At 52.1% G+C, this 24,508-nt stretch carries 20 protein-coding genes and 2 pseudogenes; 2 read left to right on the top strand and 20 right to left on the bottom strand.

Translation table 11 applies throughout. The features are described 5' to 3' along the window. Positions 1-97: 97 nt before the first annotated feature. Positions 98-1,187, top strand: a pseudogene (locus OJA40_RS11285) (IS701 family transposase). Between the two features lie 413 nt (positions 1,188-1,600). Here OJA40_RS11285 and OJA40_RS11280 read toward each other — a convergent pair. Then, positions 1,601-2,884, bottom strand: a complete 1,284-nt coding sequence (locus tag OJA40_RS11280) for an IS110 family transposase (protein WP_263810696.1) — start codon at positions 2,882-2,884, stop codon at positions 1,601-1,603. Positions 2,885-3,066: 182 nt separating this feature from the next. Between OJA40_RS11280 and OJA40_RS11275 the strand changes: the two genes are divergently transcribed. Then, the gene (locus OJA40_RS11275) at positions 3,067-4,005 is read left to right on the top strand and encodes a transposase (protein WP_263810695.1); all 939 of its coding nucleotides are present in this window, start codon (positions 3,067-3,069) and stop codon (positions 4,003-4,005) included. Positions 4,006-4,083: 78 nt separating this feature from the next. On the opposite strand, the gene OJA40_RS11270 is transcribed toward OJA40_RS11275, so the two are convergent. The 19 genes and pseudogenes from OJA40_RS11270 to OJA40_RS11175 all read right to left on the bottom strand — a co-directional run bounded on the left by OJA40_RS11270 (position 4,084) and on the right by OJA40_RS11175 (position 24,464). Continuing rightward, on the bottom strand, positions 4,084-5,088 hold the full coding sequence (locus OJA40_RS11270; RefSeq protein ID WP_263810694.1) for an IS110 family RNA-guided transposase: 1,005 nt from the start codon (positions 5,086-5,088) through the stop codon (positions 4,084-4,086). 352 nt (positions 5,089-5,440) lie between these two features. Further along, entirely contained in the window at positions 5,441-6,598 is a 1,158-nt protein-coding gene (locus tag OJA40_RS11265) for a glycosyltransferase family 4 protein (RefSeq protein ID WP_263810692.1), read from the bottom strand. A 16-nt stretch (positions 6,599-6,614) separates the two neighbouring features. Further along, a complete protein-coding gene (locus OJA40_RS11260) occupies positions 6,615-8,006 on the bottom strand; it encodes a CDP-glycerol glycerophosphotransferase family protein (protein ID WP_263810690.1) in 1,392 nt (463 codons plus the stop codon). A gap of 21 nt (positions 8,007-8,027) precedes the next feature. Next, a complete protein-coding gene (locus OJA40_RS11255; RefSeq protein WP_263810689.1) occupies positions 8,028-8,855 on the bottom strand; it encodes a sulfotransferase family protein in 828 nt (275 codons plus the stop codon). Between the two features lie 27 nt (positions 8,856-8,882). Beyond that, positions 8,883-9,777 (bottom strand): annotated as a pseudogene (locus tag OJA40_RS11250) (transposase). A gap of 98 nt (positions 9,778-9,875) precedes the next feature. Next, complete coding sequence (locus tag OJA40_RS11240; protein ID WP_263810685.1) at positions 9,876-10,589, bottom strand: acylneuraminate cytidylyltransferase family protein; 714 nt, start codon at positions 10,587-10,589, stop codon at positions 9,876-9,878. Further along, positions 10,586-11,635, bottom strand: coding sequence for a nucleotidyltransferase family protein (locus tag OJA40_RS11235; RefSeq protein ID WP_263810683.1), 1,050 nt, complete (start codon positions 11,633-11,635; stop codon positions 10,586-10,588). The genes OJA40_RS11240 and OJA40_RS11235 overlap by 4 nt, the downstream gene beginning before the upstream one ends. 10 nt (positions 11,636-11,645) lie before the next feature. Further along, positions 11,646-12,635: a methionyl-tRNA formyltransferase gene (locus OJA40_RS11230; RefSeq protein ID WP_263810682.1), complete on the bottom strand. Its 990-nt coding sequence runs from the start codon at positions 12,633-12,635 to the stop codon at positions 11,646-11,648. Beyond that, positions 12,632-13,708: an N-acetylneuraminate synthase gene (gene neuB / locus OJA40_RS11225; protein WP_263810680.1), complete on the bottom strand. Its 1,077-nt coding sequence runs from the start codon at positions 13,706-13,708 to the stop codon at positions 12,632-12,634. Before neuB ends, OJA40_RS11230 begins: the two co-directional genes overlap by 4 nt. 3 nt (positions 13,709-13,711) lie before the next feature. Beyond that, positions 13,712-14,392, bottom strand: a complete 681-nt coding sequence (locus OJA40_RS11220) for a PIG-L deacetylase family protein (RefSeq protein WP_263810679.1) — start codon at positions 14,390-14,392, stop codon at positions 13,712-13,714. Positions 14,393-14,406: 14 nt separating this feature from the next. Continuing rightward, positions 14,407-15,153: an SDR family NAD(P)-dependent oxidoreductase gene (locus OJA40_RS11215; RefSeq protein WP_263810678.1), complete on the bottom strand. Its 747-nt coding sequence runs from the start codon at positions 15,151-15,153 to the stop codon at positions 14,407-14,409. Beyond that, positions 15,153-16,544, bottom strand: a complete 1,392-nt coding sequence (locus OJA40_RS11210) for an ANL family adenylate-forming protein (RefSeq protein WP_263810677.1) — start codon at positions 16,542-16,544, stop codon at positions 15,153-15,155. The genes OJA40_RS11215 and OJA40_RS11210 overlap by 1 nt, the downstream gene beginning before the upstream one ends. Further along, entirely contained in the window at positions 16,541-16,804 is a 264-nt protein-coding gene (locus OJA40_RS11205; RefSeq protein WP_263810676.1) for a phosphopantetheine-binding protein, read from the bottom strand. The genes OJA40_RS11210 and OJA40_RS11205 overlap by 4 nt, the downstream gene beginning before the upstream one ends. Positions 16,805-16,820: 16 nt before the next feature. Then, positions 16,821-17,981, bottom strand: a complete 1,161-nt coding sequence (gene neuC, locus OJA40_RS11200) for a UDP-N-acetylglucosamine 2-epimerase (protein ID WP_263810675.1) — start codon at positions 17,979-17,981, stop codon at positions 16,821-16,823. Between the two features lie 11 nt (positions 17,982-17,992). Beyond that, positions 17,993-18,868: a GNAT family protein gene (locus OJA40_RS11195; RefSeq protein WP_263810674.1), complete on the bottom strand. Its 876-nt coding sequence runs from the start codon at positions 18,866-18,868 to the stop codon at positions 17,993-17,995. Between the two features lie 49 nt (positions 18,869-18,917). After that, positions 18,918-20,075, bottom strand: coding sequence for a LegC family aminotransferase (locus OJA40_RS11190; protein ID WP_263810673.1), 1,158 nt, complete (start codon positions 20,073-20,075; stop codon positions 18,918-18,920). A 34-nt stretch (positions 20,076-20,109) separates the two neighbouring features. Beyond that, positions 20,110-21,105 carry an NAD-dependent epimerase/dehydratase family protein gene (locus tag OJA40_RS11185; protein ID WP_263810672.1) on the bottom strand — a complete coding sequence of 332 codons (996 nt, stop codon included), beginning with the start codon at positions 21,103-21,105 and terminating at the stop codon, positions 20,110-20,112. Next, on the bottom strand, positions 21,102-22,541 hold the full coding sequence (locus OJA40_RS11180) for a nucleotide sugar dehydrogenase (RefSeq protein ID WP_423816493.1): 1,440 nt from the start codon (positions 22,539-22,541) through the stop codon (positions 21,102-21,104). The genes OJA40_RS11185 and OJA40_RS11180 overlap by 4 nt, the downstream gene beginning before the upstream one ends. Positions 22,542-22,664: 123 nt before the next feature. Further along, the gene (locus OJA40_RS11175) at positions 22,665-24,464 is read right to left on the bottom strand and encodes an ABC transporter ATP-binding protein (protein ID WP_263810671.1); all 1,800 of its coding nucleotides are present in this window, start codon (positions 24,462-24,464) and stop codon (positions 22,665-22,667) included. Between the last annotated feature and the right edge of the window lie 44 nt (positions 24,465-24,508).

Here is a 24,508-nt window from a genome sequence, read left to right as displayed (position 1 = left end):
GGTAAGTTCAACTAGTACTACAGTTGCACTTGACTTCAGCGGGGGGGTGTCGTACATTTGGCGGTTCCTATCTTCTACTTTCTGTCCCTCGGCGACGATGATCGAAACGGCTCTGGCCTGGAACCAAGAACTTACGCAGCTGCACGGGCGCATCGCGCCCCGATTTGCGCGCTCCGAGCCCCGGGAGAGGGCTCTCCGCTACCTGCGCGGGCTGCTTTCGGAAGTAAAACGCAAAAACGGATGGCAAGTGGCCGAGGCTCTCGGTGAGGCCACTCCCTACGGCACGCAGCGTCTTTTAAACGGCTCCCAGTGGAGCGCAGACGCAGTTCGGGATGACCTACGTGAGTACGCCGTCGGGCACCTGGGAAGCGACGAGGGAGTGCTTATCATCGACGAGACCGGGTTTGTAAAGAAGGGAACCGAGTCAGTGGGGGTGAAGCGCCAGTATACTGGCACAACCGGAAAGATCGACAATTGTCAGATCGGTGTGTTTCTGTGTCAGGCCACCGAATCAGGGACTGCTTTCCTCGATCGGAGGTTGTATTTACCGGAAGAATGGGCCTTGGGCACAGAGCGGCGCCGCAAAGCAGGCGTCCCAGAGGAAGTTGAGTTTGCCACGAAGCCTGAGCTTGCCCGGCAGATGCTGGAGCGCGCCTTCGATGAGGGAGTTCCACGGTGCTGGGCCGCAGGCGACAGTGTCTATGGAAGCAGCCGCACGCTCCGGCGGTGGCTTGAGGAGAAACGGCAGCCCTTTGTGCTGGCTGTTCCATCCAACGAATCGCTATGGTCGGGGCCAATCTGGGAAGAGGGTCAGGTACGAACGGCCGCCGAGATCGCCGATAGTCTCTCATCGGGGGCCTTCCAGCGGCTCTCAGCCGGGAAAGGATCGAAGGGAGAGCGACTCTACGACTGGGCTCTGACTCCGCTTTGGCGCCTTCAATTGACCGCAGAAGAACAGGGGTGGAGCCCATGCGCTTTTGGTTCGTCGTTCGATCGAAGACCCAGAAGAGAAAGCCTACTACGTTGTTTTTGCGCCTCAGGAGAAGGCCTCGCTGGAAACGGTCGTCAGGGTCGCAGGCATGCGCTGGCGAATCGAAGAAGGCTTTGAGCAGGCCAAAGATGTCTGCGGCCTCGACGAGTATGAGGTACGAAAGTACGAGGCCTTCCATAGGCACCGCACAATATAGCCAATGTCAAGTCGAGTTGAGGTAGTGGACCCCTACCTTGGCCTCACGTCCTGAATTTTTCGGGTCACGATACTGACCAGTATCTGTCGCTTGCGGCCGGTCTGCCGCGGGTCTCAGAATGGGAAGACGAACTGGCAAGTGTACCTCGACTACGGCTGTCACTGCCAGGTGCAGAGCAGCAATCGCACTATATCGACCATGTTCGCCTTCACCGAGACAGCACGCGTGGAAGCGACAATGGTCATGTGGAGACTCGGGAACGGCCCGGTCCGAACAAAAATCCGATCGTCTTCCACGGCAAATTTGCATGGCAAAAAGCGCTCAGGAGGTCAGCATCACGGGTCTTTCAAGTTGGTTGCGAAGTCAACATTCTGGTGAGGTTTCGTCTTCTGGGGGGCTCGCTTTGCATTCAATTATCCTGCTCCTGCGTACTGGGAGCGACAGGTGAAGACCCGGTCTGGGTCATAGGGCCGATCGGACTGGTAGAGCCCGACGATCAGTTTCAATAACTTGCGCATCACGGCTACGCGCGCCTTTGCCCTTCGCATCCCCTGCTGGAGCTTCCGGCGGTAGTAGGAACCAAAGAGCCTTCCCTTCGGGATGAGTTGGTGGGCCATTTGACCGAGTATCTTCCGAGCCAGCGGGCGTCCTTTCTTTGTGATCTTGACCTCCCCCTCGTAGTCGCCACTTTGACGCTCCCGCAGATTGAGACCGACGTATTTTTCGATCTCCTGGTGGGCATCGAAGTCCTCCACTGGGCCAAGTTCGCCAACCAAACGCCCCAGTTGCTTCGAGCTGATCTGCTCAAAGGGCGCTGGTACCTCGCCTCGCTTTTGCAGCCGTAGGTAGAGCCGTTCAATCTTCTCCCCAATCTGCTCTTTGCGGTGCGTGTGACGCTTGTAATCGGCCCACAGCTGCTTCAGGCGCCGCTTCCAAGCTAGCCTGTAGCCCTCAGGCCACTGCATGCGGGCCGACCTCTGGGCCTGCTCGTAGAGGGCCTCCAAGGTGGCCCACCGGGCATTTTTGACGTGGCTCTTGACCTTTTGGCAGAACTGCTCGTATCCGTCTTGAATAATCGCTTGGGGATCCCACGCGTATTCTTCCATCACCGCCTCACCAGTTGAGCCGAACAGAAAGTCAGCGTCCTTCTCGTAGTCGCAAAACAGCTTTTTCAGCACGTGATGGAAGCGCGTTCGGACCTGGACCGCCTGCCTATCTTCGTCCTCATACATCTGGCCCAGCTCGCGGAGCAATCCGTACTCCCCTTCCAGTGTTCGATGGGCCTGCGTCCGGTCGACCTCGGCGACCAGGGACATCGCCCTGGCGTCGGCCGGATCCGTCTTGTTGGTGTCCCCGGACTCGACGGTTGACATCTTCGCGCTGTGCTCAGTGTTGACGTAGGCGGTTCGGTGGCCCTGCCTGCGCGCAAGGCGAAGCAGCTCCTGGTCGTAGCCACCAGTCGGTTCGCACACCACACAAAGACCATCCAATCCATGCTCGTCGGCGTAGCTGGACAGCTCGTTGAGCTGCTCTTCAATCTGGTCAGTCCGACGATCGATCGTGACGGTAATCTCTCGGTCCGAGGCTCCCGTGCGAGAGTGGATCGCGTAGCCGTCCAGTTTCTTTTTGCTGACGTCGAAGCAGACCACCAGTTCGTCGTTGGCGTTTATTCTGCGGGGTAGATCTTGTACATTCATGGCAGGAGGTCTCACTGTTCTGGTTAACGATTGCGCGTCTTTCCAGAACGTGAGGCCTCTTCTCTATGGCATCAAGTGCGGCGCTTGGGAGCTTTAGCCATTAGGTACAAAAATGAACCGGGGCTGATCAGCGGCGGTAAAGGTCGTGCATCCAAACACGATCAGTGCCGCTAACCAGCCCCATGCTTCCTTACGTGAAGCAGCTGACGCGCGTTCTCTCCGAGAGGCTCGGCTGGAACCGGGCTCGGATGAAGCTAATGGCCCGGCTCATGCGGGCCCTTCCGATGCAGACGACCACGAACCTTGCCCAGTTGGCCGTCGTGATGAAGCCGCAGGTCGAGACCGACTCGACCTACCGGCGCCTCCAACGGTTTTTCGCCGAGTTTGCCTTCGGCTACGAGGCGCTCGGTCGGTTTTTGCTGGATCTCGTTCCGACCAGTCCGCCCTATCTGGCGGTTCTGGACCGAACCGAGTGGCACTTCGGTCAGACGCCGGTAAACGTACTTATGATTGGGATTGCACAGAATGGAATCGCCTTTCCAGTCGCGTGGAGCGCTTTGGGTTACGGCAGCGGGTCCGGGGCCGACAGGCACACCGACCTGTTGGAGCAGTTTCTCCAGATTGTAGATCCGGAGCACATTCGAGCACTTGTTGCGGATCGGAAATTTACGGGAGCAGGCTTCCTGAAGGGACTGAAAAAGAGGGAGATTCCCTTCATGATCCGGTTGAGGAAAGATCGCCGTATAGGACCGCCCTCCAACGAAAGATCTTCCAGGGAGTGGTCCCTTCCGGCCCGGATGTTTGCCCGGACTTGCGCCCCGGAACAAGCCGCGCATCTCAATGGGCTGAAAGGACTTGGAGGAGCTGAGTCGGTCGATAGCCAGGTGGTCACAAAGCGCTTGGAAGACGGCTCGTTTTTGATCCTAGCCGGTCGGCAGGTCAGCCCCGATTCGATGATGACCCTTTACCGGAAGCGATGGGAGATTGAAACGCTGTTTGCGGCACTCAAGTCCAGAGGCTTTGGGCTGGAGGAAAGCCCACATTACCAGGCCGGATCGGATTCGGAAGCTGCTCGGAATGTTGGCGCTGACCTACAGCTGGACTCGGATTATCGGCATTGACCGCGAGGCCAGAGAAGGCCCCCTCGGGAATGTGCCAACGGGTATCCAGAGAAGATGCTGTGGTTAATTTCAAGCGTTTCAGGTCCCTGGATGGAGGGATGCGTCAAACGGACGTCCTGACTTCAAGACCCCGTAGCAAATATGCAGAAGTTTCCGCATTGCCGCTCCGATTACGACCATCTTCTCCTTCCCTCGCTCCTTGAGTCGATCGCCGAAGGCCTTCACCGCTGAGTTGAACCGAAGGGCCGTCATTGCTGGAAAGTACATTGCTCGGCGCAGTCGCCCGTTGCCTACCTTCGACATTCGAGGGGTGCCTCGGACAGAGGTGCCCGACTCCCTGTGACTCGGCACGAGGCCTGCGTAGGCGGCTGCCTGTCGTGCGCTATCGAACCGTTCGGGGGATCCGAGTTCGCTTATTACGATCGCAGCGTTTTGAAGCCCTACTCCCGGAATCGTGTCCAGAAGCGAGCATCGCCCCTTCAGTTCCGGATCCTCCTCGACGTGTTCTTCGATCTCCTCCTCTAGATCCTCGATCTGCTGTTCGATCTCGTCGAGTAGGTTCCGGTGGGCTCGGCGAACGGCCTCATCCTCGGCTTCATCCAATCGGTTTTGCGTCCTGGTTTTCTCCTTCTTCAGCGCTTGACGAGCCCGCGTAAGCTCCTGAAGACGGCTCTCAGACGCTGAAGGCGGTTCCCACGCCCTCAGGTCTTCCCGCCAGCCAAAGCGAGCGATCAAGGCAGCATCGGCAGCGTCGGTCTTCGTGCGCTGAAGCTGACTCGCCGCATATCCTTTGATTCGCCTCGCATTGACTACGCTGACCCGGTAGCCCTCCTCGTGGAGGAATCGGGCGACGGCCTCCTGAAAGTCCCCGCTGGCTTCCATGCATACGCAGGTATTCTCGGGCTCGGCTCCCCGATCTTGGAGCCAATCCGCCAGGTTCTTGTGTCCCTCCGGGTTGTTCGAAACCGTCGTTCCCGCGACGGTATCCTTCCCGTCGCGCAAGGCCAGTTCCAGAGCCGACTTACCGACATCAATGCCCAGAGAGAACGTCAATCTGCTCGAACTGCTCGGTGCTTCTTCCATGCTGGTAAATGCAGGATCTAGGTCCTAAGATGCTGTTCGGAGTCGGATGCACCGAAAAGGGAGGCGGGAGCTGATCTTCTCTACGGGCTCACCGGTGTTTTGAACGGTGCTTCCAACACCGGGGCCAAAGGCTCTTCTCAGGGGTCCCACCTCCCGTCCGAGCGTCCTCGGATCTCTCCCGACTGGTCCGGGAAGGTGCCCCTCTCACGAGGGAAAATCAACATACCAGAGTCTATTTCTTTTGTGGACTGGATCGTCTCCGGGAGCTTACGGCCAACTGGCATTGGACAGGAGACAAGCTGCACCGGTGTATTCAGGCCCTTATCGCTCCGCGCTCGTTTTTGTCGTGTAGTTAGGAGCACGACCTAGATGTCATATTTTTCCCATTACACCAAACTTCCTCTATCACATTGTATACTTTTTTTGCATATGTCTCATTTGTAAATTTACTTCTTACCTTTTTTTGCCCATTTTCCCCCAGTGAGCGCGTCCAGTCTGGCTCCTCTATAAGACGTCTCATGCAGTCAGCCAGGCCTTCCGTCGTCCCATCGTACAAGAGGCCATTCTGTTCATCGTTAATGAGTTCGGCCGTGCCATCGTTATTGTAACCGATAACGGGACGTGCCGCCGCCATGGCCTCGGCGGTTACGCGCCCCATTGCTTCGTGCGGTGAACACATGAGCACTGCATCCGCTTGCTGGTAGACCTCAAACGGGTCTGACACATACCCCAAGAATGTCACCACATCATCTAAACCCAATGACTGGCACAGTTGATCAAGCGACTCAAGATGCTCGGCCGCTCCATCGCCCGCCACTAGCAAACGAGCTTCTACACCCTCTTGCCTCAACTGATGTAAGGCTTGCAGCGCCTGCTTCTGTCCTTTTGCTGGGCTAATCTGTCCGACGATAGCAAACGTGAACGGCTTCCCTCCAGACTCCTTTTGTTTCGGGTTCAGTTGGTCCAAACGCTCTCGTGAAGTCACCCCGTTATAAACAACATAGGTTGGAGGCTGCACGTCCGAAAGCACCCGCTGACGTACAGCCTCCGATACTGCAATCCTTGCATCCGCGCGACTCATGAGCGTCTGGAATAGAGACTTCCCCCAGTCATGGTGGAGGCCGAAGTCGCGCTGGCCAAATTCACGAATATGCCAGACGTGGGGTAGTGAAAGCAGTGCGGCAAGGACGGCACCGATGGGAATAACAGAAGAGTTAGTATAAATAAGGTCAATATCCCACTTGAGGATTTTCGTCACAGCAAATGGAAGTACAGAAACATTTGCAACAAGACGAGCCGGAGCTTTCCAAGGCGCCTTAGACATCCACCGTTTATGAGGAAGGCTATAAAACTGAACGCCAAGACTAGAGAGTTTGTCAGTAATAGGTCCAGTCGACGGAACCAAAACAAACGGCTCAACGGAGTGATCTTGCAGTTTATCGATTAGCGATAGAAGGGACTTGTTAGCACCGTAAAGGTGAGTATAGTGCGTAACAAAACATACTTTCATACGTACTTTTTCAGTTCTAATCTATAAAAGACGACAACGTACTACACATCTTACTTTTAGCATTTTTAGAAAAAAACATGTGCTTATTTGGTATAACTTTTTTTTCTACTCCGATAGACCGTATAACATCGCGTACTGTGGTAACTCTTTTAGCGCCACTTTTATCAATCAATATTGAGCTTACTTTCGAAGGTGTTTCAGTATAAAGCAATGTAGGTACATCGAAGTAAGTACCCTCAAATAGAGCGGTGGAGTTGACTCCTACTTGTAAAATGGCTCTACTGAATAGTCTATACAAGGATTGTTTTTCATCACTAATGACAGTGATTTCGTCATGTAATAGCCACGAATACTCGTCCTCCCATCTCTTATACTCTCCAGGATGTAATTTATATACCACTTTATAACGATTATCTAATTGGTTTGCGACAGATACAGCAAACCTAGAAAGTTCTTTTCCGACTGTCCCTTGAGATATAAACAATATAATCTCATTATTTGTAGGATCAATCTTTTTCTTCTTTTGCTCAATATAAGGAAAGCCCACTTCTATAACATTTTCATTACTTATAGGAAAGGACGCTGCATTAGACCAATGACTTCCCCATGTCAGCAGATAATCGGGAAAATATTCCTTTTTCAGACTACCAGGGAAGTGATATCCAGAGTGGTTGTCACTGATATAACCGTGTTGCAGCTCTATGACAGGTATATTTAGTGATTGACAAGCCTCTATAAATGTTTCTTTTCCATAACTTACAACAACTACTGCAATTTTTGGACTTATTGATTGAAGAACCAATTTGTACATGAATATTTCAAATTTTCTTTGACTTAGCTTTTGCATAATTCGATTTACTATTGATACACTGACGCCGAACTTACGTTGAATAGTATACTCAATGCTCTCTAGCTTGGACATCTCGGAATCAGGTATATTAGGGATGTGTCTAGCTAATTTCCCAAATATAGATGAACCATACTTAACTAGGTCGAGGTATCTTAACTCATCTGTCTTAGCTGGTGTATTGTGCTTAAGCAAATGATCAGACTCAAAACTAACTCCGTCAATGCTGCATAAATCATGTATAGTATCAGTATATATATCCCAGTAGTACTCATCATTCTCTTTTTTCCGCCTCTCATGCCCATACAATATACAGCCTTTTTCTTCTTCCAAAAAAGGATTTTTGTAAATTAAGTTTTTGATTAACAAACTTACTTTACGCAATTTATTTGTCAGTGTTTTCTTTGGCCTGTCATGTGCCACATTACCAGACAACTTTTCTCTTATCTCATTATATACTCCGAATCTTATATAATCCCATATGTATACACCATTTACGACTGTTTCTGTTACATTATACTTTTGCTCTATTTTTGCGAAATTTTTTAAATTAAGATCCATCGTTATTATATTTAACCTATCCTAATTCCATTTACTAGTATCCAAACCAGTTAGATCTTCCAGTTTATCATTATATTTTTGGAAGTAAACTCTAAGGTGATCTCTTATGCCTTCATCCATCTCTGGGTATCCACTCTCGCCTCGTCGGTTAACGCACTGGTCTAAGTAATATATTAGGGCACCCAACAGTGGGATCTCATCTGAAATCGATCTTGTTATATAACGGGCGGTAGCGAACCGTGGGATTTTGGTTACGTTTTCTCTCACTCGATTATTTGACTGTTGGCTATACTTAGGATCAACTTCCAAAAAGTGAAACACCTCTTCCAAAAGAGCCTCAGGATCTCCTTTCAGGTCTTCAAACAGTGAAAAGTACATCTGGTCCCGGTCGAAATAGTCTAGATATCGGTCGACCTGATCCGAGTACTGACTGCGTCGCACGTATCCCTTCCATTTGTCTCGCTCGTCTTCTCGCCGGACTGCTTCAGCAAACCCACTCCGTTCAGTCCCCTGACAGACTGCGTGCCAGTAATTTGAATACGTCCGGTCGACCGGATTGCGAAAGACCCAGATCAACTTTATATCGGGCAGAAGATCATGAATGCGTTTGGGAATAGCGGGCAGATACGAATACGTCGGTGTCTTTTCCCCCACAATCTGTTTGACCGATGCCTCTTGGAACTGAGCCTCGTACCATGTGACACCCTTCTGCCAGTGCCCTCTCCCTTCTTCATAAAAGAAGTGGACTTCATCGTCCGGCATATAAATCTCCGGATGCTGACGGAGATAGTGTGCAAGCGTCGACGTACCAGACTTCATTGCCCCAACAATTATAAAATCAGGACGCATTCCTCAAACAACTACAATCAATGCCAATCAGGGGTTGAGAGCGAGCATCAGCATCGCAGCAGTGAGCCGACCGAAGACATGAACAATCAACCCCCTGTGTGAACGTGTCTTCGAGGCATCCTGAATGCCGGTTTTCTCGTTGATCCAGTTGAACAGCGACTCAATTGGCTGCCTGAGCCGACCTACGGATTCCGAATATAGCCGATCTACCGCGGAGAGGACCTCTTGACCTTTATCTTTCTTAACTGGGGTCAGCAAGTCGAGATTTTGATCTTCGGCGAGCCGCTCCTTGAGCGGACCGTCACAGTAGGCCTTGTCTCCACAGAGAATTCTATCTTCGATTGTCGGCAAGACGCGCCTGAGCGCTTTGAGGTCATTTTCGCTGGCGGGCGTTAGTCCAATGCGTTTCGAGACCGGAAGCTTGTCGTCTCTTCGCTCAGCAACGACGTGGAGCTTCCCTCTATGATAGAAGGTGTCTTTCGAGGAGCAGTATCCTACGTCTGCAATCTGCTTGGAAGCGACACTGGCTTGAGAGGCTCGCGGCCCTTTCGAGATCATAATTGGCATCGAGCCCATGATGCGGAGGATCGTTTTCCTTGCTCTCTTCCCATCGATTTCCTGAAGAGCCTTCTCAACAGGCGGGGAGAACACCGCATTCAGCCGGTTTAGGCGCCGATTGTAGCTCTTCTGCGTCAGCAGATCCGGAAACCAATCTGAAAAGTGATCCTCGGCGTACTCGTGAATGTTGCTGACAGTCTCTCGATTTTTGAAAAGGCTTTGGTCGGTAGATGGTCAGCACTTCCTCGTCGGTAAAGTCGGGCTGATCATTGTTGCTTTGTCGCTAGGTCGTGGCCGCAAGGCGACCCCAGTAGTGCTGGCAAACGAACAGGTAGATCCGAACGAGCGTATATTGAGGACCCATGTCGCCAAGGGGAGCTTGTTAGAGATGTTGGATACACCTCTTTCGAAGCTGCCTGCGGCGACATGGTTTTTCTACCCCTGATTGGCATAATCAGTATTTTATGATCGCTTTCGGACTTCAGTGTGCAGATTTCTCTCCAATAACACATCGCACCACGCTAGATCTAGCGCCGTGTCCACATCCACTGACCGCTCCAATGGCATAGGATGCCCAATGGTGGCGTCGGTATAAAACGTTTCGTGCTCTCGCAGGCATGTGGTTCCGGCCACATACACCGCACCATTTGGAATATACGTAGTTGTCGCCTCTTGCCGCCGCGTAATCGCTTCGTCTCGGTCCATCACTGGATCCAGCCGATTGTTCTCACCAAGCGTATACATCCATTGAGGTGGCTTATCGGTCTCGGTTACAGTCACGCAGGCTGTGCCGCCGTTTCGGTGGCAGCAGGCAATAGTCGCGTCGATGTCGTCAGCTGTGCGAAGCGGCGATGTCGGCTGGAGTAGTACAATGTACTCGTACGACTCAACCTGATCTACGGCGTGGAGCAGCGCGTCAATGCTCGGCGTGTCGTCCCGAGCGAACTCATCCGGACGCCGGAACGGAACCTCGCAGCCGTACTCCTCTCCGACCGTCATGATTTCTTTATCATCACTGGAGAGGATGAGCCGGTCAAGATCTTCAGACTCGTGCCCAGCTTCAATGGTCCAGGCAATCAGCGGCTTCCCCGCCAGGTCTCGCACGTTCTTTCGGGGAAGGCCTTTCGATCCGCCACGTGCGAGGATGACACCAAGGACACTGTGTCCGTCAATCATTCTTCAAACACCTCTTCGTATTCTCCATTAACGCGGCGAAAGTCTTCTTTCTGGCCCACGTCCTGCCAGTATTCCCGCACCGGAAACACGGTCACGGATTGCTTTTGCTCAACGAGCTGCTCGAACAACTCCGTCATGTCAAAAAACTCCCCGTCGGGAATGAGGTTGAGCGTCTCGGGCTCAAGGGCGTAAATGCCCGCGTTCACGAAGTAGCGTTCCGTGGGCTTCTCCTCCAGCCCCGTCATGAACTGCTCCTCCGTTTCGATGACGCCGTACGGCACTTGCGTCTCGTGCTCGCGCACACACATCGTGGCTGTTGATTCATGCTCGTGGTGGAAGTTGAGCAGGTGGGCAAAGTTGAGCTTCGTGAGCAGGTCCCCGTTCATCACGATTACAGTCTCTTCGGGACGCTCCGGCAGCAGCGAGAGCGGCCCCGCCGTACCGAGGCGTTTCTGCTCGTGGAGATACGTGATGTCAACATCCCAGTCGCTCCCGTCGCCGAAGTAGTCTTCAATCATCCCCGACATGTAGTTGACGGAGATATAGAAGCGATGGAAACCGTGCGCGATAAATCCTTCGAGGATTGTTTCGAGAATCGGCTGTTCCCCAACCTCCAAAAGGGGCTTGGGACAATCCTCCGTGAGCGGGCGGAGACGCGTGCCGAGACCACCGGCCATGAGTACAATTGGATTGGAGCGTGCATCGGGGTCGAGCAGGTCGTCGAGCACTTCGATCCTCGCCATCCGTCCGTCGTCGTCTACCACCGGAATCTGATGGACGCGGCGCGCTCGCATTCGGTCAATCAAACTCTGCCAGTCTTCCTGCGGCCGGGCCGTGACGGGGTCCTCGTTCATAACTGTCCGCACCGGTGCATCGAGATCGATCTCGTCGAGGATGCCTCGCCGAATGTCCCCATCTGTCGCCACGCCTTGAAGCTGCTCCTGCTCGTTCACGACGAGGGCAACTTGGATACCGCCCTCGTCGATCACCGCGAGCGCCTCTCGGATGGTCTGATCAGGACGTATCGCGATTTGAGTCCAATCCATGAGAGGGAGACTACTCTTCAAGAGTTGAAATGCGTTGCTCAAGCTCAGATACGCGGTCCGACAATCGCTTTACCTTGGTTTTCAAATTCTGCCCAAACACCGTGCCGATTCGGTGTTTGGGTACCCGCGGATCTACAATTTCGCCCTCCCAGTCGGCGATCTTCGTCACCTTCAGGGTTGTATCTCCCGTTTTCACTACAATCCCATCGCTCGACTTCCCGACGACGGTTCCGGGCCGATCAATATATTCAGGCGAATTCGGTATTCGCTCCGCCTCCGTCACCACGACTGGACGCCCATCCAGAAGAGTTCGAGCCCCCGGTCCGGGTGGGGAAATGGCCCGAATCAAGTTGTAAATTCGTTCCGTCGGCCACGACCAGTCGATCCATTCGTCGCCTTCGCCTCGTGCACTGCTGTAAAAGCCGGCGGGATGAATATCCTCCTGGGGAGTAACGGTCACCTCGCCGCGGCGGACATCGTGAAGTGCATCGAGAAGGACTTCGGTACACAGTTCTACGGCCTTATCGAGCAGAGACTGATAGTCGTCCTGCGGCGTGATCACCCCAAACCGCTGCGTGAGAATGTCTCCCGAGTCAATGCCCTCTTCGACGCAGTGGACCGTTACTCCAAAACGATCCTCCCCGTTAATAAGTGCCCAGTTGAGCACGTTGCGCCCCCTGTAGAAGGGAAGCGCACCGGCGTGGCAGTTAATAAATCCTTTCGGAGCAGCCTCAATGGCATCGGTTTGGAGAATTTGATCGTACGACATGGAGACGTTTATGTCTGGCACGAACGCACCGATCTCTTCGAGAAACGACGGCGCATTCACGTTTTCGGGGGCAAAGAAGGGGATGTCCAAAGTGTTTGCCCGATCACGGAGTCCTGGGTCCGGTGCGTCGTGTCGCGCGACGACGTACACCACCTCGAGTTCGGGATCCTCATGAATTCTGTCGAGAGCGAGACGCGCCCAGCGGCCGTCTCCAAAGTAGCCAATGTTCATCGTTTGCTGATCTGTTCATCCGGCTCATAGCTTGACTTGGCCGTACGGCCCAGGTACTCCCAGTATCGCATCGGGGACACGCCATCCCCCGGTCGTTTGACCTCAAGGTTCTCTCTCGTAAACACTTCTCCCTCCGAAATGGCTTGAGCAGCCACGAGACTTTTCCGGGCCACGGGACGATTCTTCCATTCGGGATCGGCTGGTCTCTTCCGAGCCGTGCCCAGTGCGGCCTCGGCATCGCGGATGCCCTGGACCATGTTTTGAAGCTCGTCGGGTTCGAGCGAGGCCCGGTGGTCCGGACCTGGAAGCGAGCGGTCAAGCGTAAAGTGCTTTTCAATGAGGGTTGCCCCTCGCGCGGTGGCGGCAACCGGTACGGCAGTGCCCGGCGTATGATCTGACAGGCCAACCGGAAGGTCGAACGCCCGGCGCAGCGTGTCCATAACCCTCAGATTGATTGTTTCTACCGACGCGGGATACTCCGTTACGCAGTGGAGCACCGTCACCTTCTGTTCCAGAGCGTGGATTGCCTCGGCCGATGCCAGCGCCCGGTCCAGATCCTCCGGTGTAGGGCGTCCGTCGCCAGTGGTGTAGCCGTAGGCCAGCACCGACAGCGCCCGTTCTACCTCGCCGAGTGTCCCCATGCCCGTCGACAGGATGATCGGGCGTCCCAGACGAGCGACGTCCAAAAGCAGTGGTCCGTTCGTGAGCTCGCCGGACCCAATCTTGAGGCGTGGCACGTCGAACTCCTCGACCAGAAAGCGCGCGCTCTGTGCGTCGAACGGCGTTGAAAGAAACTGTAGGTCGTGCGCCGCGCAGTGCTCCACAATGGTGTGATGCTGCTCCGGGCTTAGCTCCAACCGGCGCAGCATGTCCGCCTGCGAGTCGTCCACGTCGGTCGTCTCGGTCTGGTAATCGGCTTTGGGAGCGTCTTCTGCTACCAGTTCGTCAGCACGGAAGGTCTGAAATTTGACAGCGTCCACGCCTGCCTCGGCCGCCGCCGCGATGAGGTCGCGAGCCAGATCCATCGAGCCGTTGTGATTTACTCCCGCTTCGGCAATGACATACGTGGACATGGTCTACTGGATTCGTTCGCGCAGTAACATAAAGCCCTCGGCCGCTTCAAATCCCGATGCAGCTCCGCGAAGGGTGGCTAGGGCACGAATGGATGCGTCGCTTCTGGGAAACGGATGCGTTCCCATCTCACTCTCGTACATCCGCATGATCTCTACCTTCTCTTCTACATACCCTGTTACGTTACAGAATACGTTGGGGCGGAACCCAGTCGCGTCCGGATCAATCGTGAAATCGGTCTCCGACAGAGTCTCGTATGCGAGCACTCGCCGTACGGAGGGATATCGGAACCACTTTGTGCATGAAGTAACAGCGTCAAATACAACAGCGTGGTCTGTGTGGATATCGTTCCGATACGGAACGTAGACGACCTCCGGTTCAAGCTTTTGAAATACTCTCCCAATTGCTTCCACGATATCCCCAAGAGGTTCTGTGTCCAACCGAGTTGCAGGAAACCTCAGGTTTGTAATTTCCGAAATCCCATACTGCTTGGCTACGTGTCGAATTTCTTCCTCCCGTTGTTCTACACGATCGCTTGAGTAGCCTAGGTCTGTGGTAACGTGGGTCACAATCAACCAGTGGACTGGAACCCCCTCATCTTTACACCTAAGCATTGTCCCACCACACCCAAGCGTTTCATCATCAGGATGTGGAGCAACCACAATTTGAGTTCCTTCCATCTGCATCAGCTGACTTTCTATCAGGCCGTGCTTCCAGCATCAACCGTAAGCGTAGTACCGGTTATACTGGAAGCAGTCGGGGATAAGAGAAAAGATACGCTCGGTGCTACCTCGTCCACCTCCACCAATCGCTGGAGGGCGGATCTTCGACGAATGGTCTCAAGTTGTTCCTCGCTCAGAGAGGAGGACATGCTTGTCTGCATGTACCCTGGCAATATAGCGTTGACCGTAATTCCTCGGTCTCCTAATTCGCGAGCGAGTGAGCGACTAAACCCTACCAGGGCGGCTTTACTGGCCCCATATACGGACAATCCATTGAATCCCGTTTCGGCAATTATGGAAGCAATGTTTACTACCCGTCCCTCTTCCTCGATCAGCATCGAGCGGACTGCATACTTCGTGAGGAGTATAGTGCCCGTTACGTTCACTTCAATCATGTCGCTAATCTCGGAGTCGTGCTGAGTAGCGAGAACCCCCTCACGTGCAATCGCCGCGTTGTTGACGAGACCATAAAGGCGCCCGTACTTATTCGTCACGCTCCTCACGTAACCGTGCAGGGAATCGAACTCCGATAGATCGAGCGACTCGTAGTGAACTTGGTTCGGAAAATCCTCGATCACTGCTTCCAGTTCAGCCGAGGGCTTTCGAGCTCCCCCAACGATCTCATACCCCTTCATCGCCAGATGTCTTGCTATCTCAAGACCCAGACCGCGAGTAGCACCGGTCACGAGTACAGTTGACCCTTCGCCAGATTCCTGTTCTTGCATTATCGGACCAGTTTACCTGCTGCATTCATCTCTAAGGAGGAGACCACTTTGCAGACTGCCGGAACTTCGTAGTTGTTGAGGTCAGCATTACACCTCTCCCGGACAGCTGATCTCAACTCCTGTTCCCCTTCTACGTTCCCGCTTGGCTTCACAAGTGCCTCTACGAGATTGCCAGTAATCGCACTTTTTTTTGCACGCACCACAACCTGCGCAACCCCCTCAACTTCTTGAATCACGTTTTCTACCTTCTCTGGATGCACCTTATTTCCCCCAACATTAATGACGCCGCTCTCCCTTCCTTGAAACAGAAATCGATCTCCGCTGCGCTCTACAACATCGCCCGTATTAATCCAACCCTCGCCGTCTGTGAGGGTGAGGCCCTCTTCAACATAGCGCTCTTGTTCGGGTTGGGGAGGCCGAAGATGTAGGAGTCCTTCATCACTCACCTTAATCTCAGTCTCCTCCGGCGGATTTTCCAGAAAGGTGGCTGGGAAACCAGGTTGCCCATCCGAAACAGAAAACCCCACGCCCGCCTCCGTGGACGCGTAAATATGTGAGATTTTAGCTTCAGGGAACGTTCTCTGCAGAGCCTTTAATATTTGCCCGTCGGCAATTTCTCCTCCTAATGTCGCAATGCGTAACGAAAGGTTCTCAAATTGGTCACTCATTAAAAGGCGCCGCCACATAGTTGGCGTGCCCGATAGGGCATTGCAATTACCGCTCAGAAGCAGATTTACCTGTTCGTCTATTGATTCCACGTGATCGGCAAATATGAGTGTAGACCCTCCAACTAAACTCTGTAGAAATACTTGAATACCAGCAAAACGACAGAGATCGTAGAGCAACCCCCAACGTAGAGTGTGTCCCACCTTTGTGTCTGTTTTTACCGTTCTGAGGAGGGAAGATAAATCATGTGCGACAAGTTTTGGGGTACCTGTTGTCCCTGAGGTCGCCAATATCCATTCAGTATCGCAAACAGTTCCTCGGTCACCTGCATTTCCATCGTCTTCTTTCTGGGTCAACCCTCCGTTTAGGCCACAAAGATTGCGGATATCATACTGGCGAAGTCCTCCAGTCCGGAGGTTCTCTCGGTTTCCAAGGATAAACTCTGTATCTGTTCGATCTATGAACTCACGGACCCGTGCAGGTTTCGAGGTAGGAGGTACAATCAGTAATTGTTCAGCAAAGCCATCAAGAGCCACGAGTGCAAGTGCCGTCTCATAGCCTCTCGAAAAACACACTCCTACAGACGATCCTCGAAATACAGAATGTTCTGCACGCGTCCGCTCGACCACTTCTATCAGTGAACCCCCCTTCAACTCAAGTCTGTCATCAACAAAGACCCTGTCGGTTCCAGATCTGGTCGCAACATGGTCAACAAGGCGCTTCATGACTGTCCATCAGCATGCTCTTCATAGATTTCAACGAATTCACCAAACGTACGGGGATAAACTGGCTCATCCATTTGGACGAAAGGGTCATAACCCAACTTCTCCTCCAGTTTTGCAACGAGTGTGGCAAACCCGATTGAGTCTAGTCCACTGTCAAGAAGAACCAATTCATCCGGCACTCTATTCATACCACCTCTATCCCTATCACCCAATTCAGACAAGAACATCTCTTCAATTACTCCACGCACCTCTTCATTCATACTTGTATGTCCAAATTTATTGATTGTTTGCAACTTCTATGGGGTCTTCAGTTTTGTACAAAAATTTATCGAAATTTATATTCTTGATGATACTATGGACTCTACCAATGCTTTTGCCGTCGCCATAAATGTTTTCTATTTCCTGTATCGATTCACGAAAAGAGTCAGATAAAGCACGGTCGATTGCTTGGTCAATTTCATCTTGGCTTTTACCGGTAAATATCACATTTTTGCCAGCCCTCCTCCCCTTCTGGCGCATTCCCACATTTACTACGGGAAGAGGAATGCTAGCTGCCTCAATAATTCCAGAAGAAGAGTTTCCAACTTGTACACATGCGTTCTTGTACAAGGAAAGAAAAATATTTCTTTCCAAACTTTTGTATACATAAACGAGACCTCTACTTTCTTTCCTTTCTAGTAATTTTATTATGTTTTTATTATCAGGATCAGTGTTAGGATAACCGACGAAACAAAAGATACCTCTTTCATGAAACGAGTTAATAATTCGTTCAAGATATTTTGAGGACTCGCCTAGCTCTCTATCTTGAGGATGAAATATTACAATTGCGTAGGGCTGATCACTAAGTCCGAAATGCTGCAATACCTCCTTACGTGACATTGGGCTGTGCTTTCGAATACGATCTAGCGAAAGGGCTCCAACAACGTGAATACGCTCTTCAGATTCTCCCATTGCCATCAAGCGACGCTTGTGTTCAGGGAGTGTTACCATGTGAACACTAGAAAGTTTGGAGGTCGCATGCCGTGCAGGATTATCAACATGCCCATCCACTACATGATCTCCACCATAAAGATGGACAGTTGGGATTTGAAGGTACGCCCCGATCATCGAGGCAGCGAGTATGTCCTCTCTGTCTCCAGCATATATGAGAAGGTCAGGTTCGTAGCTACGAACTATATCGATAGAGTTCTGAAGAAATATACTAGCGGTTTTAAGTCTTGACCTTTTCGAATTAGAGCTAATAAGGCTTTCTACCTCTGTAAGTATGCTTACCCCATCCTCTCTAATTTGACTTAGACTCTTCCCGTACTCCTCAGACAAGTGTGCACCAGATACTAGAACTTTGAATTTCATATTTTCATCTGAATCCATCTTCTTGTATAGACCACTTAAAAGGTCGTAGTCAGCTCTTATGCTTGTGAAACCTAATACTCTCATTATATTAATACCTAAAACACGTCTGACATGAGTAGACTTAAGTGTAGGTTTTTCGACTCCACTCCATCTCCTAAAGAACACAATCGTATTTTTCCATTATTCCAACCCTCACATTTTTTTAAGCTTACACCTATCTTTTTAGCGTGGTAATTTGTAATTATAAAGCCACTTGCTCTTTCTCTTTCCACCAAACTTTCTAAATTTTCTCTCTCTACATTTCCATTTTTTATTCTACTTACATCCAATAGATCAATTTTGTTTTTATATTTCTTATATACTACTTTTAAATCATTATTTATCTCGACAGTGTTGTATGAGTTACATATTTCTTTCCACTCAATAAACTCCTCTTCTTCATATGGTACACACCACTTATTTTTTGATAAAATTTTACTTTCTTTTATATCTTTTATTTTTGCATTCTGGTTTGCATTTTTAACTTTGCACGTATAAAACTTTGCCTCCTCAACAATATTCCACCCAAAAAGAGTAGTTAAAGGGATGATTGACTGCTCGTTTGGAAATCCTAGGACAGTTATGTAGTTCGTTTTTCCTATATGTTTATCCACTCTTTTCAATATTACTGCGAGTGTACTCACATCCCTGAATTCGGGAGAAATCATGAGGGATACTCCCAATAGATAGTTCATTGATAACTTCTTTTCATTCAACCTCTTCGAAATTTTTTGTGGTATAAGCCCATAAAACCCAATAAGTTCATCACTTTTCTTTAAAGCTATCGCTCTCGACTCCCCGTAAGGATTTTTCTTATAAAGTTGATCGAACTTTTTTTTACTTATTTTTTTATCATAACATTTTATAAATAAACGCTTTATTTGATCTTCCTCTTTTTTTATCTTTTTTTCTCCCCATATTTTTTCTTTCATGACCATAGGAAGTAATTCTTAAGTATTTACTTTTAACTCTTAATGTTTTCTATAGAAATACACTGCTCGGAATATTGAGGAGCCGTTCGTACACGGCTTCCGCCACCGACACGTCCATCCGAGGACAATCCTCATACATCGGAAGCCAGTGCATAGGTTTCCAGGCGGGACGACTCATCAAGTCGTGATCGTTTAACTGGGCCAGCACGTCATCCCGCCGGTGCGCCTTCTCCGCCGAGAGCATGATGGCGTTCAGCCAGTAGTTGCTTCGCCCGAACTCGGGCTCGTCAACGAACGTCACCCCGTCAATTCGGTCTACCTCTTCGCTGTACCGCTCAGCGAGCCGGCGCTTGTTTTCAAGATACAAGGGCAACTGTTCAAGTTGCGCGCAGCCGAGAGCCGCGTTGATGTTGGGCAGCCGGTAGTTATATCCCACCGTGTCGTGGTTATACTCCCAGGGATGATCCTTTTTCGCTACTTTCGTGAGGTGCCGGGCGCGGTCTGCAAGAGCCGGGTCGTTAGTTATAATCGCCCCCCCACCGCCCGTCGTAATTGTCTTGTTGCCGTTGAAGCTGAGCGCTGCGCAACGTCCCCAGTTCCCGGTGTGGTTGCCCTTGTAAGTAGAGCCCAGCGACTCTGCGGCATCCTCCACCATCTCCAGCTTATAGCGGTCACAAACGTCGGCCAGGCGGTCGAGGTCGACGGGATGGCCGAACGTGTGCATGGGTACAACGGCCCGAATGCGTCGCCCCGTCTCCCGATTGTAGCACGCCTCACCTCGCATCTCTGTCGTCCGATCGAGATACGTGTCCAGCCTATCTGGATCGACTCCGAGCGTCCGGCGCTCACTGTCCACAAAATGCGGCGTCGCCCCAAGGTACGAGACGGCGTTCGCCGTGGCGACGAACGTGAGCGCCGGCACGAGCACCTCGTCGCCCTCCTCCACGCCCACGAGCCGGAGGCCCACCTTCAGGGCCGCCGTTCCGTTGTTGACAGCCACGGCCCGCTCAGCTCCCGTGTATTCGGCAATCTTCTCCTCAAACTGGTCGACATACGACCCGACAGGCGACACCCAGCCCGTGTCGATGCACTCCTTTACGTATTCCCACTCATTTCCTTGAAATGTCGGCTCGTGAAGCGCCACAAAATCCTCCTGGGGTCCAATAGCCGCCCGAATAGCCGTCTCAATTTCACTCGCGATCATCATACGCACACTCCCACTGTTCGACAAAATAGTCCCCTTACTCAAACACCTCACGCTCCGACTCAAAGTAGTCAGTATACCACTCAACTGTTTCCTCCACCCCCTCTTTCCAGTGCACCTGCGGCTCATAGCCGAAAACTTCTCGGGCCCGGTCCACATCCGGACACCGACGGGACACACTGCCGGCATGCGACGGTCCTTGTTCGTACTCGCCGTCAAACTCCATTAGATCGCCGATGTAGCGAATCAAGGTCTCTATGGTGATTTCGTCCCGATCGTCCCCGATGTGGTAGGTTCGCCCGGCCGCCCCGGGCGTCTCCATGGCCTCTGCCACGCCGCGAACCGCATCGTCAATGTGACAGAAGGCCCGCGTCTGGTCGTAGCCGTAGACTGTAAACGGATCCTCCTCCTCATAGAACCGCTCCACGACCTGCGGAATGACGTGCTTAAACCCCATCCGCGGCCCATATACGTTGTGAAAGCGGACGGTGATCTGCTCAAAGTCATATGCCTCTGCGTAATGTGCGATGCCCGCCTCACCGAGCATCTTCGTCACCGCGTACGTGAAGCGGGGCTGCGTGATGTCGGTAATGGAGAGCGGTACGTCCTCTTGCGTTGGAATCTCGGCTCCGAATTCCTCCACCGTGCCCGCGTAAGTCTCACTCGTCGAGGCAAAGAGCACACGGGAGACACTGCTCTCGCGAAGCCACTCGAACGTGTTGAGCGTGATCGCTGTGTTGATGCGCCACACCTCCTCCGGCATATCTTCAGTGTACCCCACCCCGACCACCGCGGCGAGGACATAGACGTGGTCGTACTCATCGTCCAATCGGTCGAACGTCGACCGTTCGGTGAGGTCTCCTTCTACGATGTCAACAGCCGGCGTCTGGAGTAGCGTGTCCAGTTCCTCGTCCTGTTTGCTCCGAAAAAAGTTATCAACGAGCGTGATCTGGCAGTCGCCCCGCTCCACGAAGTAACGAGCCAGGTGGCACCCGATAAATCCGGCACCGCCGAGCAGAAGAATGCGGTTCATGATGCAAGGGAGACATTGGAAGAGGATTCGAGCGAGGAGGCCGACTGAGAAGATCGGTTGTCAGAATCGACCTCTTCGGAATTGAGATCGCCTCGCCCCGTCACCTGCACGCGGTGCGCGCTCTGCAGCGCGCCAATCTCACCGTCGCTCAACACCCCCCAGGCATCGTGCACAACAATTGCACGGGAAAGACCATGCAGTCGGCGGTGCAGTTCAGCATTATCTTCGTACTCGGAATGCGGCGTCGAAAAGACGACGGCCTCAATCTCGTCGGTAAGGGCAGCATCCAAGTCCTGATTTACATCGCGGTTGCGCTCTTCCCAGTACTCGACGAACGGATCGTGGAGTCGCACTTCAGCCCCGTGCTCCTGCAGGAGGTCGTAAAGGTATTCAGCAGGCGTGTATCGCGTATCCCCCACGTCTTTCCGGTACGATACACCGAGCATAAGCACCGTCTGTCCGTCAACCGTATCACCAAGTGCCGCCCGAAGCTGATTAAAGGTATGACGAGGCATCCGGTCATTGATCTCGACGGCCGTCTCACTCTGAGGGAGACGTGCCTCCCCGTCGCTATTTCCATGAGCATCGCGTGCCCAAGATGCCAGAAGTGGATCTTTGGTTAAGCAATAGCCGCCCACACCGAGCCCCGGAAACATGAGGTTTTGGTGTGTTGGGCGCTTCCGAATGGCCTCAATGACTTCGTAAAGATTCACGCCCACCTCTTCAGCAAACTCTGTCCACTCTTGTACAAACGCAATGTTCATGGCCCGATACGAGTTTTCCAGCACCTTTGTCGTTTCCGATGCCGTGGTGCTACCCAGACGGGTGAGCGGATACTCGTCCGTGTAGATAATCGACTCCAGAAAGTCGTGGGTAGCGTCAGCACTCTCCTCGTCGATCCCGGCGTACACGCGATAGAAATTGCGAATGGAGTCGACGTAGTCCGGTCCCGGCATCACTCTTTCGAAGGAGTGGCCGAGCCGGTAGTTTTTCGGAAGTCCACGTTTCTCAAACGTCTCGTCAAAGATCGGCTTAACGACGTTTCGGCACGTGCCCGGCGGCACCGTCGTTTCAACAATCACGAGTGTCTCCGGGGGGCATCGCTCAGCAATCGTCTGGCAGGCATTTTCAAAAGGGTCCAAGTCCACGTCGTATCCCTGCAGGGTCCGCTGCGAATCATTTTCCTTTTCGACATCCAAATTTACGTCAACGATGACAATGTCGGCGACATTGTAGGCGCACTCATTGCACGTCGCTAGAAAATTGCCCTGACCCAACGCCTGTTCATGTAGCTCTTCTACTGTTGAATCGGTCGACTCAATCGGAAACGTTCCCTTATTCAACGCATCCACCTTCCGACGCCCCGCCTCCGTCGGAAGGTCAACCCCAATGACGGCATAGTCCTCATGCGGAGCCGTAGCCACGACGAGAGCCATGACGGACCCTACATATCCAAGGCCTTGCACCACAACAATCTCCTTCTCAGGATGCGAGGCTATAAAATCTTTGACTTGAGAACTCTTCACCACCAGGACATACCCACTTGCTAATACAAAAGGTTACGAAAGGGCCATCGACCGGAACTTGGAATGGCTTTTTTCAAGCTCTTCGTAACTTCCCTCCCCGACCTTCTTCCCGTCTTCAAGCATGACGATGTTATCCGCCCGCCGGACCGTGCTTAGCCGATGCGCAATCATAAGCATCGTGTGATCTCCTTCCAACTCATAAATGGCTTCCATCACGCTGGCCTCTGTCGCCTGGTCCAGTGCGCTCGTCGCCTCATCAAAGACCAGCACAGACGGGTTGTGGTAAAGCGCCCGGGCAATACCGATGCGCTGTCGCTGCCCTCCCGAAAGTTTCACTCCCCGTTCCCCCACGACCGTCTGCCATTGATTGGGGAGTTCTTCGTCTACGAACTCGTAGATGTGCGCGCGGCGCGCAACATCCTTCACGACCTCCATATCGATCTCGTCTTCGGGCTCCCCGAAGGCAATATTGCGGGCAATTGAGTCATCAGAAAGGTAAATCTGCTGGGGAACGTAGCCAATATTTCGTTGCCACTGGCGCACCTTCTCATCACGAATCGGTGTACCGTCTACCGAAATGATTCCCCGTTGAGGTCTGAGCAGACCCAAAATGAGATCCACCGTGGTTGTTTTTCCGGATCCGGTTTTGCCGACAAACCCAACTGTGGAGCGTGCTGGCACCTCAAATGTTAGATTTTCAATGGCAGGTTCTTCCGCACCAGGATAGGTAAATGATATGTCATCGAGAAAGAGCTGATTCTCAAGGGTCAGCACACCCTTTCCCTTCCTGCTGGCGTGGCTGTGCGAGTGAACTGGTTCGACCTCATCCTGCATTCCGTGCTTGAGTGCTCGCAAAGCCGCAACATTGAAGTGGGCACTGGCGGCTCCTTTGTATGCCCGTTGCAGAGCTGGCATGAGCCGATATCCAGCGAATGCGTAAAGTCCCAGTACGGGAATAACCTGCTGCATGCTGTTTTGGATGGCGATCTGATACACAGCGATCAAAATAATACCGCCGAAAGCAACCCCTTCCAGAAGGTATCGAGGAGCCTTTTTAACAATCCGCCACCGTGCCTGGTAACGGGCATATACTTTCGATGGTTTATTATATCTTTTTAATAATGTATCTTCTTTTCCTCTAAGCTTAACTTCTTTTATACCTCCAAATGCCTCATCAACTGTCCTATACCTTTGAGTGTTTGATTTTACGCGTTTTTTTCCGTACTTGGAGATACGTTTTCGCACAATATAATATATTATTGTGTATGCCGTCCCCAATACTATTGCTGCCCCGATAGCAACAAAGGGGTCTATAAATATAAGAAATCCAATTATAAAAATTGCCACAATTCCTCTTGATAACCCTTTCAATAGAGGGACCAACATCCCATTTACAATTTCTGTCACCTCTTGAAGAATGTTTTTGCCTAATTCCGCGCTATTTCGCGTAAGAAAGTATTCATAAGGTCGATGGAGGTAGCTGCGTAGTAGGCGACGCGAAAGTGTGTGGTTGCGTCCCCACGCATACCGAAAAAGGGCCCAGGTCGTAAGGACGATAAACGCGTTGCTTAACAAAAGTGCGGCAAGTGCTGCCAAACCTAACGCGACGAGAAAAGAATTCCGATCCGTAAAGTCGAACGTATCGTAGGTCCAGGCAAGGTAGGCATTCTCCTGTATGCTTGCCGGGTCGGCGGCAACAGAGAGAAAGGGCATGATAGAAGCCACGCTCACTACCTCCAGTCCCGCCATTACGACAACGGCGCAGAAGAGCAGGTACAGATTTCGTCTCTCGCGCCGCGTGAGTAAATTCAGAAGTGTTTTTATAACGTCCATGGTCAAAGACCAGCCTGCAAAGAAATAGGTTATCCGTTGCTCAG

Origin of the sequence: Salinibacter pepae, assembly GCF_947077775.1 — a bacterium.
Classification (GTDB): domain Bacteria; phylum Bacteroidota; class Rhodothermia; order Rhodothermales; family Salinibacteraceae; genus Salinibacter; species Salinibacter pepae.
The sequence above is the reverse complement of the archived record's forward strand: the minus strand, read 5'-3'. Positions and strand labels throughout refer to the sequence as shown.